Genomic DNA, 18561 nt, shown 5'->3' with positions numbered 1-18561 from the left:
GGTTTTTTATTTTTGCAGCATGGCAAATCAAGACGATCAATTTAAAAAAGTAATCTCTCACGCAAAGGAGTATGGTTACGTATTCCAAAGTAGCGAAATATACGATGGATTAAGTGCAGTTTACGACTACGCACAAAATGGGGCTGAACTAAAGAAAAACATACGCGACTATTGGTGGAAAGCCATGGTGCAGATGAATGAAAATATTGTGGGAATTGATGCCGCAATTTTCATGCACCCAACAACATGGAAGGCTTCGGGGCATGTTGATGCCTTTAACGACCCTTTGATTGATAATAAAGACTCCAAAAAACGTTACCGTGCTGATGTTTTAATAGAAGAATACTGCGCCAAGATAGAGGCCAAGATAGACAAAGAAGTAGCTAAAGCGGAAAAGCGTTTTGGGGATGCTTTTGATAAAGACCAATTTTTGTCTACAAACCAGCGTGTAGTAGAATATCAAGAAAAGATAAACACTACGCTTTCGCGCATGGCAAAATCTTTGGAAAATGAAGATTTAGCTGATGTAAAAGCACTGATTGAAGAATTGGAAATTGCAGATCCATTAACTGGTAGTAAAAATTGGACCGATGTAAAGCAATTCAATTTAATGTTCGGTACCAAATTGGGTGCTTCAGCCGAAAATGCCATGGATTTGTATTTGAGACCCGAAACGGCTCAAGGCATTTTTGTAAACTTTTTGAATGTTCAAAAAACAAGTCGATTGAAAATTCCTTTTGGGATAGCCCAAACTGGCAAAGCCTTTAGAAATGAAATTGTTGCTAGACAATTCATTTTTAGAATGCGCGAGTTTGAGCAAATGGAAATGCAGTTTTTCATTAAGCCGGGCACACAACAAGAGTGGTATGAGCATTGGAAAGAAACCCGACTAAAATGGCATTTAAGTTTGGGTATGGGAGAAGACAATTACCGTTTTCACGACCATGAAAAATTAGCGCATTATGCTGATGCTGCTGCCGATATTGAATTTAAATTTCCATTCGGATTCAAAGAGCTTGAAGGTATCCATTCAAGGACCGATTTTGATTTAAGCCAACACGAAAAATACTCGGGAAAAAAATTACAATATTTTGACCCTGAAGAAAATAAAAGCTATGTACCTTATGTACTGGAAACTTCAATTGGATTGGATAGAATGTTTTTGGCCGTGTTTTCAAATTCCCTGCAAGAGGAAGAATTGGAAAACGGCACAACCAGAACCGTGTTGAAGTTGCCAAGTGTTTTGGCACCAGTAAAAGCAGCGGTTTTACCATTGGTTAAAAAAGATGGTTTACCAGAAGTTGCCAGACAAATTGTTGAAGATTTAAAATGGGATTTCAACGTTGATTATGATGAAAAGGATGCCGTAGGAAGACGTTACAGAAGGCAAGATGCCAACGGAACGCCATTTTGTATTACTATAGATCATGATACTTTAGAAGATGATACTGTTACCATTCGCCACAGGGATTCCATGGAGCAAGAACGTGTAAAAATTCAAGATTTGCGAAATATTATAAAACAAGATGTTGATGTGCGTAATTGGTTGATGAAGATGAAATAACATCACGATATGTCATGCTGAACTTGTTTCAGCATCTCAGAATATTTAACAAAAAAACCAAGCAAAGCTTGGTTTTTTTGTTAAATATGTATTTGTCGGTCAATTTGTTGGTCCAACGAAATAAGCGATTCCGTTCTTTGAACACCAGGAATGGTTTGAATGTTTTTGTGCAGCAAATGCATTAAATGTGCGTTGTTCAAACTGATTAGTTTTATAAAAAGGCTGTAATTTCCGGTAGTGTAGTGGCATTCAAGAACTTCTGGAATGCGTTTAAGGCTTCTAACCACGTCATCCGTATTGGCTGCTTTATCCAAATAAATCCCAACAAAAGCCAAGGTAGAATACCCCAAGACTTCAGGATTAAGAATAAATTTTGAGCCTGCAATGAGTTTGGATTTTTCCAGTTTACGCAAACGTTGGTGAATGGCCGCCCCTGAGATGCCAACATTTCTGGCAATTTCCAAAATGGGTGTGCGGGCATCATCGGTTAAAGCCCGAAGTATTTTTTTGTCAATACCGTCAATAGTAAAGGTTTTGGTTTTTTTTGCCATATAGCTTGTTGAAAATTAAAACATAAATGTACATATTTACTTTTAATTTGTAAGGCAAAAGATTTGCAAGTATCCGTTAACTAACTGTTCAAAGGATTGTAACCTAAATATAGCACTTCTTTTTCGTTAAATGAAATGCCGTGTTCTTTAAGTTCTTGTAAAATGGGTTGGTAAACCTCTTTGTTAATGGGCATTTGAACCCCTGGAGTTTTTATTTTTCCGTTTAAAATAGCTATGGTTGCCATGGCAACAGGCAAGCCAACAGTCTTGGCCATTGCGGTATAGGTTTGGTCTTCACCAAGCACGACCAAATTGGCGTCAATTTGGTGTTTTTTGCCATCTAATTCGTAGCCAAATTTGTGGTACATTACAATCATATCTTTGTCCTTTGAAGAAAGCGTCCAACTGTCCATAAGTATTTTTTGAAGAATTTGCGCAGGGGTTGCGTTTTTAAGGTTCACAGCTTTGTTCGGATTAAAAATATCAAGCTCCATTAGTTTATCCCAAACAATATCGTCTTGGTCTATTCTAAGCTGATGCCTTAATTTTAGCTCAACTGAATCTGATGGGCTATAAGGCAAAAAGGCATTAATAAAATCCCGATAGCTCATATGCTCACTGTTTTCCATAACATAACCGTCATCGGTCATTCCGAGGGCTACAAAAATATTCCAGGCTCTACTAAATCCTACACGACGCATCGTACCTCGATAAAGAGTCTTTATGTTATCAAGTCCGTAAGCGCTTTGGTACTTAAGTGAATCCCTATTAGCATAGACTTCAAAACGGCCAAAACCGTCAATATCCAAAAACTCGGTACGCCTAAAAAGCCTGTTATATGGAATGTATTTATAAGTGCCTTCCTGTAAAAATTTGGCAACACCACCTTGTCCTGCGGTGACCACATTTCTAGGGTTCCATGTAAATTTATAATTCCATAAATTGTTGTCGCTTTCAGGTGCTACTAAACCTCCGGTGAAAGATTCAAACAAAATTATTTTTCCACCATCATGTCGAATACGATCAAGAACTTGCATTGCGCTCATGTGGTCAATGCCCGGATCTACACCTATTTCATTCATTAAAATGAGTCCTTTACTTTTAGCTTCCTTGTTTAAGGCTTGCATTTCTTGACTTATGTATGAGGCGGTGACCATATTTTTGCCAAAACGAATGCAATCTTTGGCTACTTCAATATGAAATCGAGCGGGTAACATTGATATAACGATATCGGCATTTTCAATAGCTTTAGCCCTCGAAGATGCATCAAAAACATCAAAAACCATTGTTTTAAAATTTTTGTGGTTACCGACGAGTTTTTTTGCATTTTCTATTTCTAGGTCTGCAACCGTTATGAAAAGTTGTTCTTCTTCCGATTTATCCATTAAATACTTTAATAGATATGAAGAAGATTTCCCAGAACCAATAACCAAAACGTGACGCATATAAATTTCGAATTAATTTTGCTTTTTTTAGCTAAGTGCTAAAATAATATTTATTTTTGCGAAATTAATAATCAATATATGTTTTTATTGAGAATAATTTATTTGCAATGAATAGAAATATCTTATTGGCAGCGGCAATTTTAGGTGCTACCGGAGTTATTTTAGGTGCTTTTGGTTCACATGCCTTAAAGGAATTAATTTCGATAGAAGCCCAACAGTCTTTTGAAATAGGGGTGCGTTACCAAATGTACCATGCACTTTTTTTATTGTTTGTAGGCAGTATGTCGTTTATAGATAAAAAGTCCAAAAACAGCTTATTTTATTTAACTTTAGTAGGCATTATATTATTTTCTGGTTCTATTTATGGGTTGGCGACCAACACGTTAACGGCTTTCGATTTTAAAAGCATCGGGTTTATTACGCCCATCGGCGGGTTGTGTATTATAGCAGCTTGGTGCCTTTTAATCTTAAATCTGCTGAAGCTTAAGTCCAAAGATTAAATAAAATCGAAACAAACAAAATCAATAGAATTTAATGAGTAACCATTTTTAAATTAAAACATGGCAAATAAAAAACAAGTTACGAAAACGATTTCGTTGGAGAATTACGGTATTAAAAATGCAACGGTAAGGTATCAATTGTCGCCAGACGAGCTTCATCATATCACCATTGAAAAAGGGCAGGGCGTTGAAGCCTCATCAGGGGCTTTGGCCATAAATACGGGTGAGTTTACAGGACGGTCGCCACAAGATAGATTTATCGTTAAAGATGATATTACAAAAGACAAGATTTGGTGGGGAAACATAAACATTCCGTTTGATCCAAATACCTTTGATGCGCTTTACGACAAGGTGGTTAAGTATTTATCTAACAAAGAAGTTTTTGTGCGGGATTGTTATGCTTGTGCCGATGAAAATTATAAACTGAACATTAGGGTAATTAATGAATACCCATGGAGCAATCAATTTGCATACAACATGTTTTTGCGTCCAGTTGAAGAAGACATAAAGCGGTTTGAAGCTGAGTGGATTGTTGTAAATGCACCAGGTTTTATGGCGAATGCAGATGAAGATGGAACCCGGCAACACAACTTTGCCATTTTAAATTTCACAAAAAAAATTGCATTGATTGGAGGTACAGGCTATACAGGTGAAATTAAAAAAGGAATCTTTTCGGCGTTGAATTTTATTTTACCAGTTGAAAAGAACACATTGCCCATGCATTGCAGTGCCAATGTCGGTAAAAAGGGTGATACAGCTATATTTTTCGGTCTTTCAGGAACAGGAAAGACAACGCTTTCAACGGACCCCAATAGAAGTTTAATTGGGGATGATGAGCATGGCTGGACATCAGAGAATTCTGTATTTAATTTTGAAGGAGGCTGCTATGCCAAGGTTATAAACCTTTCAAGAGAAAATGAACCTGAAATTTATGATGCCATAAAAAAAGGAGCAATTCTTGAAAATGTGGTTTTAGATCAAAATGGCAATGTGGATTTTGCTGATACGTCAATTACCCAAAACACCAGGGTGAGTTATCCCATTCACCATATTGAAAATATCAGGATTCCATCCATAGGGAAAAACCCGAAAAATATATTCTTTTTAACCGCAGATGCCTTTGGGGTGATACCACCAATTTCAAAATTAACCCCAAGTCAGGCTGCATACCATTTTATATCTGGTTATACTGCTAAAGTTGCTGGCACAGAGGCCGGTGTTGTAGAGCCTGTTCCATCATTTTCTGCATGTTTCGGTGCGCCTTTTATGCCGTTGCATCCTTCAAAATATGCAGAAATGCTAAGCAAAAAAATGATTGAGGCAAGGGTAAATGTTTGGTTGGTAAATACGGGTTGGACGGGAGGTCCTTATGGTGTTGGCACTAGAATGAAGCTGAAATATACTAGAGCCATGATAAATGCTGTTTTGAATGGTGATTTAGGATTGTATAATTACGACGATTATCATATCCACTCGGTGTTTGGGGTGGCGCAACCTAGAACTTGCCCAGGTGTGCCAACAAGCGTTTTAAGCCCCAGGGCTACTTGGAACGACGACGAAGCCTATTACACCATGGCATTTAAGTTAACCAATGCATTTAGGCATAATTTCAAAAAGTTTGAAGCCCATTGCAGTGAGGAGATCAGACGTGGTGGTCCACAGCGTTATGCGTTTTAAATCTGAATTTAAACAAGACTTTCCAATTAATTATCATATCTTGTAGAGTGCGTCTTTTCCAGGGTTAAAATTGTTCTTTTTTATTTGGTTAAAGGTGCTCTTTATTTAAAAATAATATTGTTATGAAGAGAATTTTAGTTGTTGCCCTTTGTATGGCTTCTTTCGTTTTGCAAGCCCAAAATGTAACGAAACCGGAACTTCTGCCGCAAAAAATAGTCACTAACACTTATCACGGCACAACACTCGAAGATCCTTATCAATATCTTGAAAACTTAGACGACCCAGAAGTAATTACATGGATGAGGGATAACGCCAACTATGCAAATTCTGTTTTAAATAGTATTTCCGGCAAGCAAGAGATGTTTGATAAAATGAAGGAATTGGTGGAGAGAAGGGCGGCCTCAATCTATAATCTTCAAATTACAGATAACGATGTTTATTATTACCTAAAACGTGTGCCTGGAGAAGAAGTAGGTAAAATGTACATACGCAACGGCTACGAAGGAAAAGAGAAATTGTTTTTTGACCCCACGAAATTCAGAAGTGATGATGGTAAAACATATACTGTTGAATCCATTACACCTAACATAAATGGGGATAAAATTGCTGTGGGGGTATCTGCTAATGGGTCTGAAAACCCAGAAATACTTTTGTTTAAGGATACTGGTGAGCAATATGATGAGATTATTCATCTAGGAAGAGGTATTTCCTGGAGGCCGGATGGCGAATCATTTTATTATAATAAATATAATTCCCCTGATGTTTCCGATATGAACAGGAAACTTTACACCTTGGTTTATTTGCATACCGTGGGAAGTAATCAATCTGAAGATACCATAGTTTTTTCAAAAGATGACTATGCAAGTTTAGGTATTAAGGAAATGGAAATACCTTATATTCTTTATGGCAAAGAAGCAGATGTTGATATTTTGATTCCAAGTTCAGTTGATAAAGATATAGAACTGTTCATGAAGGCTTCTAATAATGAAGCTAAAGAATGGAAATTGGTATTAAGCAGAGAGGATGATGTAATTAATTTGACAGCTAATTCAAAGTTTGTGTATTATCTAACCTATAAGGATGCGCCAAACTATAAAATAGCTAGAGCTTCGCTCGAGAATCCTGAGTTTTCAAATGCAGAAACTGTTGTAAAGGAATCTGATGATGAAATTATTACAGGGTTTAGCCTTACAAAAGATGGGTTGTATTACACTACTGTTAGGAACGGCGTTGAAGCCAAAGTATATTATCTTGCGGATGATAAAAGCAAAGCTGTGGAGCTTAATTTGCCTTTTGCGGCGGGCCAGGCATCTGTTTCCAGTAGAGGTAGTAAGTTTTCAGATATTTGGATTTCAATTTCTGGATGGACATCACCTAGCAAACGATTCTTGTACAGTCCAGATAAAAACACATTCATACACCAACAATTGTCCACTGTAGTTGAATACCCTGAATTAAAGAATCTTATAGCCAAAGAAGTGGAGGTGAAGTCCCATGACGGTGTGATGGTGCCCGTATCAATTATTTATAACAAAGATTTAAAGTTAAATGGTGAAAACCCAGCTGTGATTTATAGCTATGGTGCTTATGGAAATTCAACGTCTCCCTTTTTTAGTCCAATAACCCTAGCTTATACTTTGTACAAAGGCATATTGGTTGTTCCTCATGTTAGGGGTGGTGGTGAACTTGGTGACGCTTGGCACAAGGCGGGTCAAAAATTAAATAAACCAAACACGTGGAAAGATGCCATTGCAACCGCAGAGTATTTAATAAAGGAAGGCTATTCCAACCCCAAAAAGATATCCATTTTTGGCGGTAGTGCAGGAGGAATTTTGGTGGGTAGGTCAATTACCGAACGCCCCGATTTATTTGTGGCTGCGGCACCATTGGTGGGTGATATGAATACAGTGCGAATGGAAGAAACACCAAATGGGCCAGTAAACACTCCAGAGTTTGGCACGGTAAAAGATCCAGAAGAATTTAAAGGTTTATTGGCTATGGATTCTTATCACAATTTAAAGCCTGGCACAGATTATCCTGCCACATTAATTACAGCAGGGATGAACGATCCTAGGGTAATAGCATGGGAGCCTTCAAAATTTGCAGCTAAAATGCAACATGATAACAAAGGAGATTCTCCAATTTTATTCTTGACTAATTTTGATGAAGGTCATGGTATCGGCAGTACTTTGTCCCAAACGTTAAATAATTTCGCTAATATTTTTTCTTTTTTCTATTGGCAATCAGGTCACCCAGATTTTAAATTGAAAAAACCGGTTAAAGAATAAAAAAAAGGGGCGTTTTAAAACGCCCCTTTTTTTTTAAAGAATAATAATCAAAAGTAAAATGATTATGATGGCGCCACTGGAAATATAAATGCCATTTCCTGACGCTCTTACCGTTTTTTTAATGGTGCGGACTTCTTCGCGAAGTTCCTTTTTTTCATCACGATTTAAATTGGATTTATCCATCTCCTTTATTTCATAAAGTCGATCCATCATTATTTTGATTTCTGGTGGTATCTCAGTTGTTTTTATTGTTGCATGGACGGGCGGTTTTTCAGTTGCCATCATTGAGTTGGGGAATGCGCTCAACGAGAGAAGCATAACCAATAAACAGAAAACTTTTTTAGTCATAATAGTATTTTTAAAGAGTTACTTTTATAAATATACGCTTTTCTTAAGGTTTTAAGACTTGATTTAACATAACCCATCCGAAACAAAAAAGGGACGATTTAAAAAACCGTCCCTTTTTTTATTGTTGTATAATTATCTTATTTCCCTTTGTTTACCTTCTCAATATACTTTTCCAAAGCCATGGTCATTGAAGGTGTTTCTGGTGTTGGTGCCGCAATATCTACACGCAATCCTTTTTCTTCTACGGCTTTTATGGTCGTGTTTCCAAATACCGCAATACGGGTCTCGTTTTGTTTGAAATCTGGAAAATTTTGAAACAATGATTCAATTCCAGACGGACTAAAAAATACCAAAACATCGTAAAAAACATTGGCCAAATCTGATAAATCACTGATTACAGTCTTATAAAAAACGGCCTGTTTCCAGTTTACGCCTAAAGCATCCAAAGTACTTGGTACTTCAGGTTTTACCTTATCGGTATTTGGTAACAGGAATTTTTCGTCCTTATATTTTTTGATTAATGGTGAAAGTTCAGAAAAGGTACGTTTACCCACATAAATTTTACGCTTTCTGTACACCACATACTTTTGAAGATAAAAAGCTACAGCCTCAGACTGGCAAAAATATTTCATAGTATCAGGCACTTTAAAGCGCATTTCTTGAGCCACCCTGAAAAAGTGGTCAACAGCATTTCGACTAGTAAGAATTATAGCCGTATAGTTGTTTAAGTCTACTTTTTGATGTCTAATTTCCTTTGCTGGAACCCCTTCAACATGAATAAAAGGTCTGAAATCAATTTTCACATGTTGTTTTTCTTGTAAATCGAAGTAAGGTGAGTTCTCAATTTTTGGTTCAGGTTGGGACACTAAAATTGTTTTCACTTTCATAAGCGTAGGCTGTTTTTTTCTTTTATTTATCGAAAAACACCTTGTATAAAATCAGATAGGGTGCAATTTCGAGAGCGCAAAGATACAAAATAAAATAGAATAAGTTATGTTTTAGTAAACTTTGATTTGCTTTTAAAGAGCTAATTAAGCCTATAATATTCAATGATAAAAGCAATCCAACAATGCTATAAATGAGTGTTTTATTTGGCTCAAAACTGTAAAGTAACAAAGCGTTAATGGGCATTAAAACAAGTCCCAAATAGTTTTTAAAACTTATTTTTTGGAAGATATATTGGTCAACTAACTTATCAATTTCAAAAAGACTGCCTATTAATCGCTCAACAAGCACTTTTATTAAAATGAAAGTAGCTATGGCAAAAGCAAGTTGGAACATGCGATTTAATGAGAGACTGTTTGTGCCAAAAATATGCCTAATGCTTATAAAACAGAATACAGAAACAGATAGTATAAGGTTGCCAAAAAGCAGTGCGTCAAATTTGTCAAAGAATTTTTGATCTCGTGAGTATATTTTAAGGTATTTGTCGTTTCCCAATACCAATACAAAATCATCAAAACGCTTTGGGGAAGTAAGTTTAGCAATAGCAACAACAATCAGCCCAACAACGATTAGCACTGTAAATAACTCATTTGAAACTATGTTACGAAGCATGCCATAAAATTATTATATTTTTCAATATCGGGGTGTATTATTGAGTATTATTTAAAAAAAATAAACGCTTAATAATGTACATTTGCTAAAAACTAATTTTGGTGAATATTCTCTGAACTAGCTATCCTGTGGTTAAAGTGAAAATGGATTTAATAAGGAAGAAGTAAACTTTAGAGTATTTTAAAATCGATTATAGAGTAAAACTTAATTATGCCCAAGATTGTTGTAATTATTCCAACATATAACGAGATAGAAAACATTGAGGCGATTATTAAGGCGGTGTTTTCGCAGTCGGATGACATCCATGTTTTAATAGTTGATGATAATTCTCCAGATCATACAGGATTAAAAGTAAAGGAGCTTCAAAAAGATTTTAAAGACCGTTTGTTTTTGGAAATAAGAAAGGAAAAATCAGGTTTGGGTACAGCCTACATACATGGATTTAAATGGGCCTTAAAAAGGGAATACCAATATATTTTTGAAATGGATGCCGATTTTTCACATAACCCAAAAGATGTTGTAAGACTTTATGAAGCTTGCCAATCGGGTGGTGCCGATATGGCCATTGGGTCAAGGTACGTTACCGGTGTTAATGTGGTTAATTGGCCTATGACAAGAGTGCTAATGTCTTATTTTGCATCAAAATATGTGCGTTTTATTACGGGAATGAAAATTCATGACGCCACCGCCGGATATGTATGTTATAAAAGAAATGTTTTAGAGACCATTAATTTGGATACCATAAAGTTTATTGGCTACGCATTTCAAATTGAAATGAAATTTAAGGCCTACATAAAAAACTTTAAGATTGTTGAAGTGCCTGTTGTTTTTACAGATAGAACGAAAGGAGAATCCAAATTAAGTTCTGGCATAATTTCTGAAGCCATTTTTGGAGTAATCTCAATGAAGGTGAAGAGTTTATTTAAAAAATAAAGCTACCAATGAAAAAAACTACCCTTATAAAAAATGTCAATATAGTAAATGAAGGTACTATTTTTAGTGGCGATATACTTATTGAAGGCGAATATATAAAGCAGATAGATGAATCTATCAGTGCAAAATCTTCCAATGTAAATGTTTTTGATGCCGAAGGGAAATATGTTTTGCCCGGGGCAATAGACGACCAAGTACATTTTCGTGAGCCCGGTTTAACTCACAAAGCCAATATTGAGACCGAAAGTAAGGCCGCTATTGCAGGGGGAATTACGTCGTTTATTGAAATGCCCAATACCAATCCGCAAACCACAACTATTGAGGAATTGGAAAACAAATTCAAAAGAGCTTCAAAAACATCGTTTGCCAATTATTCTTTTATGTTTGGGGGCACTAATGATAATTTGGAAGAAATTTTAAAACTGGATGTCAACCAAGTTGCAGGACTAAAGTTGTTCTTGGGTTCTTCAACAGGTAATATGTTGGTGGATGATGCTGAGGTTTTAGAAAAAATCTTCAAAAGCACAAACATGCTTATTTCAGTGCATTGCGAAGACGAGGGTACAATTAAAAAGAATTTTGCCAAGTATCATGACAAATATGGGGATGATATTCCAATAAAATACCATCCCAAAATACGAAGTGAGGAAGCTTGCTATTTGTCATCTTCCAAAGCTATTGAATTGGCAAAAAAGACGGGTGCAAGATTGCATGTTTTCCATCTTTCAACGGGAAAGGAAACGAGTTTGTTCACCAATAAAATTCCGTTGGAAGAAAAAAAGATAACAGCCGAAGTATGCATACATCACCTCTGGTTTTCTGATGAAGATTACGAAAAAAAAGGTGCGTTAATAAAGTGGAACCCAGCCGTAAAAACAAGTGCTGACAGGGATAAATTGTGGGAGGCTTTGCTGGATGACCGAATTGATGTTATCGCTACAGACCATGCGCCCCATACTATAGCCGAGAAGAAAAACGTTTATACAAATGCGCCTTCGGGTGGGCCTTTGGTGCAACATGCACTTCCGGCCATGCTTGAAATGTACCACAGAGGGAGAATATCAATAGAGAAAGTAGTTGAAAAAATGTGCCATAACCCCGCTATTTTATTTCAAGTTGAACGACGTGGGTTTATAAGGGAAGGTTATTTTGCCGACTTGGTTTTGGTAGATTTGAATAACCCATGGACGGTAAAAAAAGAAAATATTTTATATAAATGTGGGTGGTCACCATTTGAGGGTGCCACATTCAAATCTAGAATTACGCATACCTTTTTAAATGGTAGTTTGGTATACCAAAACTCGAAGTTTAGCAATGTGAAATCGGCTAAACGATTAACATTTAATAGATGATTTTAAGAAAATATTTATTGGCGATCATATTGGTTCTAACGGTTGTGGCCTGTAAAAAAGTTAAAGGCCCGGACAAACCAAGAAACCTGATTCCGAAAAAAGTAATGGTCAATATTTTAATTGATGCAAAACTTGTTTCTTCGGCGAGCGCCATGAATAAAAGAATCATGAGAGATAGCGGAGTTGTTATTAACAACTACGTTTTTGCCAAGTATAATATTGATAGTTTGCAGTTCGCCCAGAGCAATGATTATTACGCATTTCACATAAAGGATTACGAAGATATTTATACCGAGGTTCAGGATAGCTTAGAGCGCCTAAAGCAAAAGCTTAAAGAACAGGAGGCCGAAGAATGGAAAATTCAAACCAAACGAGAGGAGGATTCATTAAAGGCCATTAAAAAGGATTCAACCGAGGTGATAAAAGAGAAGGATTCTTTAAGTCCGTTGAAAAGGAATGATTCCATTATAAAGGGGCTCGTTGATAAAAAATATGAGCAAAACAAAAAGTTCCTTAAACCTGTTTCAGATACTGTTTCCCGACTGAATTAATGCTTTCTTCAATAGGTTGAAATTCATGGTTCAGGGCATTTTTTACTTTAATACTGTTAAACCTTTTTTCAGTTGATATTGCTTCTGCTAAATGCCTGGTAAGTCGTCTGCGTTTGCCTGTAAGCTTGTGGTTTAGCCAATCGAGTTTCCAGATGATATCCAACAAGGTTTTTGTTGCCAATTTATTAGGGGGCTGAGCATTTACCGATTTAGCTAAAGCTTGAAGAAAATCTTTATAGGCCCAATTTTCTGCCACCAAAACAAACCGTTCATTTTTTATAGAGCTATCCATGAGCCCAATCATGATGGAAACAACATCTTCCACTGCCACAACACCAATGGTTCCAGAAGGAAAATATTTCATGCCCTTATGGGCTTTTTTGAATAGGCTTCCTGAGCCATAACGCCAAATACCGCTTCCCAAAATAACACCTGGATTCACTATTACGGTATCAACCCCTTCTTGGGTGCCGCGCCAAACTTCCATTTCGGCACCATATTTTGTGATGCCATAAACACTATTGTCTGACTCTGGATTCCAAACCGTTTCTTCAGTTGCATCTTCATTTTTCAGAGGTCTGCCTAAGGTTGCCACTGAGCTCACATAGCAAAGTTTTTCAATGTTATGGGAAACACATAGGTTCACCACGTTGGCTGTGCCTTCAATGTTTGTTTTTCTTAAAAGATGGTATTTATCGGGCTCGAAAGATACAAAAGCGGCACTGTGATAAACTTTATTGACTCCCTTAAGAGCATTGGTTAAGGACGGAACATCCAAAATATCTGCCTTAACCCAATCAATAGAATCAAAAATGTCTTCGTAATTATTGGTGTAACACGAAAAAACGCTTTTTACATTGTCAAGTTTACGTTCGTTGCGGTAAATGGCCCGCACTTTTTCATTTGCTTCGGCAAGCCTGAAAAGCAAATGTGCACCAACCAAACCAGTACCTCCTGTTACTAAAATCATAGAACTAATGTAAAGAAATATTCATTATGTCTCAGTAATTATACCTGTATTTTTATCTTTGCATAGTTTTTTTAAAAAGTAGAACCATGATAATGAATTTTGTTGAAGAATTAACTTGGAGAGGCATGATCCATACGGTTATGCCGGGTGCCGAAGAACACTTAATGGAAGGCATGCGAAGCGCCTATGTGGGGTTTGATCCAACAGCAGATTCTTTACATATTGGTAATTTGGTGCCCATCATGTTATTGGCCCATTATCAGCGTTGCGGACACAGACCTGTGGCTTTGGTTGGGGGTGCAACCGGAATGATTGGTGACCCATCGGGCAAGTCTAGCGAACGTAATTTATTGGACGAAAAAACATTACGCCATAATCAGGAAGCCATAAAAAATCAATTGGCCCATTTTTTAGATTTTGAAAGCGATGCCGACAATGCTGCTATTTTGGTTAACAATTATGATTGGATGAAAGAGTTCTCGTTTTTAGAATTTATTAGAGATGTTGGCAAGCACATTACCGTGAATTATATGATGGCAAAGGATTCTGTTAAGAACAGGATTTCATCAGATTCTACAGAAGGTATGAGTTTTACGGAATTCACCTATCAATTGGTTCAAGGTTACGATTTTCTTCATTTGTATAAAGAAAAGGATTGTACCATTCAAATGGGCGGTAGTGACCAATGGGGCAATATTACTACTGGGACAGAGTTGATCAGAAGAATTGATAGTGGAAAGGGTTATGCAATTACATGCCCTTTAATCACAAAATCTGACGGTTCTAAATTTGGAAAATCTGAAGGCGGAAATGTATGGTTGGATGCCGAGAGAACATCACCCTATAAATTCTATCAATATTGGTTGAACTCTAGTGACGAGGATGCCGAAAAGTATATCAAGATTTTTACGTTTTTAAATGAAGCAGAAATCAATGCTTTGACCGAGGAACATAAACAAGCACCTCATTTAAGGATTTTACAGAAACGTTTGGCAGAAGAAATTACCACAATGGTGCATTCAAAAGAGGATTTGGAAAATGCCATCAAGGCCAGCAATATTCTATTTGGAAATTCAACGGGAGATGATTTAAAGCAACTCAATGAAAAAACGTTTTTAGATGTTTTTGAAGGAGTGCCCCAAACGCAAATTTCCAAATCTGAAATTGAAAATGGTTTGGATGTTATAGCGGCCTTGGCCGAAAAGGGAGGTTTTTTAAAATCGAACGGAGAGGCGAGAAGGGCATTAAAAGAAAACTCTATTTCCGTAAATAAAGAAAAAGTAAAAGAAGATTACAGCATTACTTCAAAAGACCTGATAAATAATAAATTTGTGCTTTTGCAACGCGGTAAGAAAAATTATTTTGTTTTACAGGTTATATAAAAAAGTAAAGCCCGATTTTTAAAATCGGGTTTTACAAAACTAACAAACCAAACTAATAACTAAATTTTTCTTTTTCTTAGTCATTGGGTTGGTCGCAATTTTTATGTTAACCTTACTCGAAAATTAATTTTTTTCAAACTTCATTTTATTCCAGTTTTCATCGGCTTTTTTTGCAGAGCTTCTGCTCCTTCATCATTCCATAATTTCAAGGTGTTTGTGCCCCAAGCGTTATAGAATAGATAAAGCTTGCCGTCATTAATTTGAAATGTTTTTGGGTCAATGCCCACTTTTTCGCCTTTAGCTCCAATGGCATAAGCACAATAACCGCCATATTGCGGCATGTATTTTTTAGGGTCTTTTAAAAAGGTATTTAAGTTTTCTTCAGAAGAAAATTTATAGTCCACACCGTCAAAGGTAGTTTTAAATTGGTTGCTTCCTTCAATGGCTTTATTGCTGAAATAGACAACAACATCATATCCATTGGCTATGTATCCTTTTTTCAGATTGTAGTCTATGCTTTGTGCTGAAATAAAAGAAATAGATAACAAAATGAGGGATTGAAATAAACTTTTCATCGTGAATCGTTTTTCCAATAAGTCTGAAATTGAATGAAACCTTACAATAAGCTAAAGCACCATGAGGTTGCAGCCACGAATATCAGAGTTGTCAAAACGTCCAATGACTTCAAATGAACCATTGGGATTAACAGTGCCCAAATCTTGGGTGGCTATAAAGGAACAAGAGTTGATGTTGGCCAAATCAATAACATTAATACCGCCTGTTCTATTTGGACTTTGAATGGTGAGTGCATCTTCGGTATCGCGGGTTAAAACTTTCATCCACGGAGGGCAGTTAAAAACCCCGTCACCTTGGGAGTATGCCTGGCTTAAAAGTTCTGTCATGCCATATTCGCTATGAATGGTTTCTATGCCAAACCTTGTTTTTAGTCTATTGTGAAGTTCTTCCCGAATCAGTTCTTTTCGTCTGCCTTTCATGCCGCCCGTTTCCATAATAATGGTGTTTTTTAAGCTGAATTGATAAGTTTCAACCAAATCGAGCAAAGCAAAAGAAACCCCAATAAGTAATATTCTTTTCCCTTCGGCATCCAGAGTTTTTAATTGCTTTTGCAATTCTGTAATATTAGTCAAATAAAATCCGCTTTCTTTGTGTTTTGAGGCTTTTATCATGGCATCAACCATATAAACCAGTGAAGAGCCATTGCGCTCAAGATAAGAGGGCAATAAACCTAAAATAACATATTCTTCAATAGTTCCATAAAAATGTTCAAAACCTTTGGTAAAGCTTCTTTGGTAAATGCCCAAATCTGTAACGTGGTGTTTGCTTGTCGTGTCGCCCGTTGTTCCAGAGCTTGTAAAGATGGTTTTGACAGGCGATAAGGCACTTAAAACAGCTTTGGTTTTAAAAAATTGGATGGGAAGAAAGGGGATGTCTTCTATTGTTTTAACATCGCTGGGATGTTTGTATAATAAATCACAAAAAGAGCGATAGACTTTATTGTTTTCAAACTGAAATTTGAAGATTTGTAATGCCAAATCTTCAAATTCGTTGTCATTTTTAATATTGAAAATGGAATGGGTATCAATCATGCCTCAAATAATGAGGCAAAAGTATGTAAAATAAAAAAGCGCCACCAAACGGTAGCGCTTTAAATTATATGGTAAATATGTTATTTAATCACCAATTTTTGTGTGCTAGTTGCGCCATCTTGAGCAACTTTCATAACATAAATACCAGATTTAAGAGTGGAAACATCCATTGTGTTGTCAGTAACTGTTTTGTTTAATACTAGTTTTCCGAGCATGTCTGTCACAGTAATATTCATTTTAGAAAAACTATTACTTAGAATTGTGACTTGCCCCTTAGAACTTGGATTTGGATAAACTTTGAATCCATCTATTTTATTTTCTGACAATGAAAGGGCAGGGCAGTTAGACGTTGGTCTGGATCCCAATGTTGGGCAGGCTCCTGTAGCTCCCAAAGATACATTTGATAGCCTCCATTCGGCATATCCATCTAATCCATCATCCATATATTGGATGCCAATAAAAACATCCGGACCTAAAATTGCACCAGATAAGTCTACACTGTAAGAACCGGCAGTGTCTATTACCTGTGCGGTGGTCCAAGCAGAGTTAGATGGGCATTCAAAATAAGAGGAGGTGTAAACAATATTTAAATCGGTATCGTCAAAGAGTTTAGCAGCATCAAATTCTAGAACCAAATCTGTTGCAGAAGTCGTATCTAAAGGTCCAAAAATTAACCAAGTTTCAACATTCTCAGATCCTCCACCCACATAGCCATTCATTGTATAAGTTCCAGAGGTTTCCGTCCATTCATCACCTTCTGAATTAGGCATTACTGTGACAGATTCTAATAATTCTGTTCCACCACTTAAATCAAAACATTGATTGATAGCTGAAACGCTGAAAAACACATAATAATCATCTAGGTTATCTGTGCCATCAGTTAAAATTACTTGACAATCGTAATCTTGTCCATCAGTAGTAGCAATGGTATATGGGCTTGTAATATCAGTTATAAGATTTCCATTAATAATTATATCAACACGATCACTAGGTTGTTGATTTTGTGTTCCAAAAACTATATCAACACTTGTAGTGCCAGGAGGAAATACCTGGTAATCATAAGGAGAAGTAACTTCTATTCCAGGGAAAAGATCAATGTCTTCTGCAATGGCTACTAGGTCAATGGCAATATCTTCGTCTCCAGCATCAAGGTTGCTGAATGTTAGTCTGATATCAATTAAAGAGCCTGTTGCCAAAGCCACTTGGAAATATCCCCATTCGTTTGTTAAAAAAGTACCATCACCAACACCGTCAAAATCTGTGTCTTGCGCAGGTTCAGTGTTTGTACCTCCAATAGCTTCAAATTGTAAAATCTTAGTAAAGCTACCAGAGTTGTCATAGTCTACCTCAACAGTAAAACTACTGTCAGCATCCCAATCTTCGTTTCCGTCTTCGGAATCATCCTCTGCAAGGCCTATAACAAACGTCATATTGGTGAACCCTGAAATATCGATATCATCAAAATCCATTGTAAGTACCGAAGGTTGTCCATCTCCGTCCGTGTCCATAGCAGCAAAATAGTAATCGTTGTCGTCACTGAAAATTTGGTAGGTAGAAGTAATATTACTTGAACCATCTGTTCTAGTGAAAAAATCACCTGATCCATCAGAGAATTCTGGAACGGAAGTGTTGTATACCGTGCCATTACCATCGTCTTGAAAATTTTCAAAGAATACGATTTGTTGACCAAAAGAAAGGGCGGAAATTAAAACTGTAAGTGAGAGAAAGTAAAATTTTTTCATATTGTAGGGATTAAATTAATTTCTCTCAATTTAAAAATTATTTTTAGTTAAAACTAAAAAAACAGCCCAATGGACTGTTTTTTTACATCAAATT

17 protein-coding genes are annotated in these 18561 nt (G+C 36.5%); 8 read left to right on the top strand and 9 right to left on the bottom strand.

Annotated features, from left to right (window positions below; genetic code table 11):
- The first annotated feature begins 19 nt into the window (after positions 1 to 19).
- Positions 20 to 1564, top strand: a complete 1545-nt coding sequence (locus WJN01_RS01865; RefSeq protein WP_445195460.1) for a glycine--tRNA ligase — start codon at positions 20 to 22, stop codon at positions 1562 to 1564.
- 80 nt (positions 1565 to 1644) lie between these two features.
- On the opposite strand, the gene WJN01_RS01860 is transcribed toward WJN01_RS01865, so the two are convergent.
- Positions 1645 to 2115: an Lrp/AsnC family transcriptional regulator gene (locus WJN01_RS01860; RefSeq protein ID WP_445195459.1), complete on the bottom strand. Its 471-nt coding sequence runs from the start codon at positions 2113 to 2115 to the stop codon at positions 1645 to 1647.
- Between the two features lie 80 nt (positions 2116 to 2195).
- Entirely contained in the window at positions 2196 to 3560 is a 1365-nt protein-coding gene (locus WJN01_RS01855) for a saccharopine dehydrogenase family protein (RefSeq protein WP_445195458.1), read from the bottom strand.
- Between the two features lie 107 nt (positions 3561 to 3667).
- Between WJN01_RS01855 and WJN01_RS01850 the strand changes: the two genes are divergently transcribed.
- The 3 genes from WJN01_RS01850 to WJN01_RS01840 all read left to right on the top strand — a co-directional run bounded on the left by WJN01_RS01850 (position 3668) and on the right by WJN01_RS01840 (position 8025).
- The gene (locus WJN01_RS01850; protein WP_445195457.1) at positions 3668 to 4060 is read left to right on the top strand and encodes a DUF423 domain-containing protein; all 393 of its coding nucleotides are present in this window, start codon (positions 3668 to 3670) and stop codon (positions 4058 to 4060) included.
- A 60-nt stretch (positions 4061 to 4120) separates the two neighbouring features.
- Positions 4121 to 5737, top strand: coding sequence for a phosphoenolpyruvate carboxykinase (ATP) (gene pckA / locus WJN01_RS01845; protein WP_445195456.1), 1617 nt, complete (start codon positions 4121 to 4123; stop codon positions 5735 to 5737).
- Positions 5738 to 5859: 122 nt separating this feature from the next.
- Positions 5860 to 8025 (top strand): prolyl oligopeptidase family serine peptidase, encoded by a 2166-nt coding sequence (locus WJN01_RS01840; protein WP_445195455.1) that lies wholly within the window; start codon positions 5860 to 5862, stop codon positions 8023 to 8025.
- 33 nt (positions 8026 to 8058) lie between these two features.
- On the opposite strand, the gene WJN01_RS01835 is transcribed toward WJN01_RS01840, so the two are convergent.
- From WJN01_RS01835 to WJN01_RS01825, 3 genes are all read right to left on the bottom strand, one after another.
- On the bottom strand, positions 8059 to 8373 hold the full coding sequence (locus tag WJN01_RS01835; RefSeq protein ID WP_445195454.1) for a hypothetical protein: 315 nt from the start codon (positions 8371 to 8373) through the stop codon (positions 8059 to 8061).
- 137 nt (positions 8374 to 8510) lie between these two features.
- Complete coding sequence (locus WJN01_RS01830; protein ID WP_445195453.1) at positions 8511 to 9260, bottom strand: uroporphyrinogen-III synthase; 750 nt, start codon at positions 9258 to 9260, stop codon at positions 8511 to 8513.
- Between the two features lie 22 nt (positions 9261 to 9282).
- Complete coding sequence (locus WJN01_RS01825) at positions 9283 to 9930, bottom strand: DUF4271 domain-containing protein (protein WP_445195452.1); 648 nt, start codon at positions 9928 to 9930, stop codon at positions 9283 to 9285.
- Between the two features lie 210 nt (positions 9931 to 10140).
- On the opposite strand from WJN01_RS01825, the gene WJN01_RS01820 reads away from it, so the two are divergent.
- Genes WJN01_RS01820 through WJN01_RS01810 form a run of 3 tightly spaced genes read left to right on the top strand, consistent with a single transcriptional unit; the run spans position 10141 to position 12766 of the window.
- Positions 10141 to 10863 (top strand): polyprenol monophosphomannose synthase, encoded by a 723-nt coding sequence (locus WJN01_RS01820; protein ID WP_445195451.1) that lies wholly within the window; start codon positions 10141 to 10143, stop codon positions 10861 to 10863.
- A gap of 8 nt (positions 10864 to 10871) precedes the next feature.
- The gene (locus WJN01_RS01815) at positions 10872 to 12215 is read left to right on the top strand and encodes a dihydroorotase (protein ID WP_445195450.1); all 1344 of its coding nucleotides are present in this window, start codon (positions 10872 to 10874) and stop codon (positions 12213 to 12215) included.
- Entirely contained in the window at positions 12212 to 12766 is a 555-nt protein-coding gene (locus WJN01_RS01810) for a DUF4296 domain-containing protein (protein ID WP_445195449.1), read from the top strand. The genes WJN01_RS01815 and WJN01_RS01810 overlap by 4 nt, the downstream gene beginning before the upstream one ends.
- Here the strand turns inward: WJN01_RS01810 and WJN01_RS01805 are convergent.
- Positions 12729 to 13736: an NAD-dependent epimerase/dehydratase family protein gene (locus tag WJN01_RS01805; protein ID WP_445195448.1), complete on the bottom strand. Its 1008-nt coding sequence runs from the start codon at positions 13734 to 13736 to the stop codon at positions 12729 to 12731. The two genes, WJN01_RS01810 and WJN01_RS01805, sit on opposite strands and share 38 nt — an antisense overlap.
- A gap of 86 nt (positions 13737 to 13822) precedes the next feature.
- Between WJN01_RS01805 and tyrS the strand changes: the two genes are divergently transcribed.
- The gene (gene tyrS / locus WJN01_RS01800) at positions 13823 to 15118 is read left to right on the top strand and encodes a tyrosine--tRNA ligase (RefSeq protein ID WP_445195447.1); all 1296 of its coding nucleotides are present in this window, start codon (positions 13823 to 13825) and stop codon (positions 15116 to 15118) included.
- Between the two features lie 140 nt (positions 15119 to 15258).
- On the opposite strand, the gene WJN01_RS01795 is transcribed toward tyrS, so the two are convergent.
- The 3 genes from WJN01_RS01795 to WJN01_RS01785 form a co-directional block, all read right to left on the bottom strand.
- Entirely contained in the window at positions 15259 to 15693 is a 435-nt protein-coding gene (locus tag WJN01_RS01795; protein WP_445195446.1) for a YHS domain-containing (seleno)protein, read from the bottom strand.
- Positions 15694 to 15744: 51 nt separating this feature from the next.
- Positions 15745 to 16725 carry a LuxE/PaaK family acyltransferase gene (locus WJN01_RS01790; protein ID WP_445195445.1) on the bottom strand — a complete coding sequence of 327 codons (981 nt, stop codon included), beginning with the start codon at positions 16723 to 16725 and terminating at the stop codon, positions 15745 to 15747.
- A gap of 80 nt (positions 16726 to 16805) precedes the next feature.
- Positions 16806 to 18467 (bottom strand): T9SS type A sorting domain-containing protein, encoded by a 1662-nt coding sequence (locus WJN01_RS01785; protein ID WP_445195444.1) that lies wholly within the window; start codon positions 18465 to 18467, stop codon positions 16806 to 16808.
- Positions 18468 to 18561 lie beyond the last annotated feature (94 nt).

The sequence above is a fragment of the Tamlana sedimenti genome, from assembly GCF_038148895.1.
Classification (GTDB): domain Bacteria; phylum Bacteroidota; class Bacteroidia; order Flavobacteriales; family Flavobacteriaceae; genus Tamlana.
The sequence above is the reverse complement of the archived record's forward strand: the minus strand, read 5'-3'. Positions and strand labels throughout refer to the sequence as shown.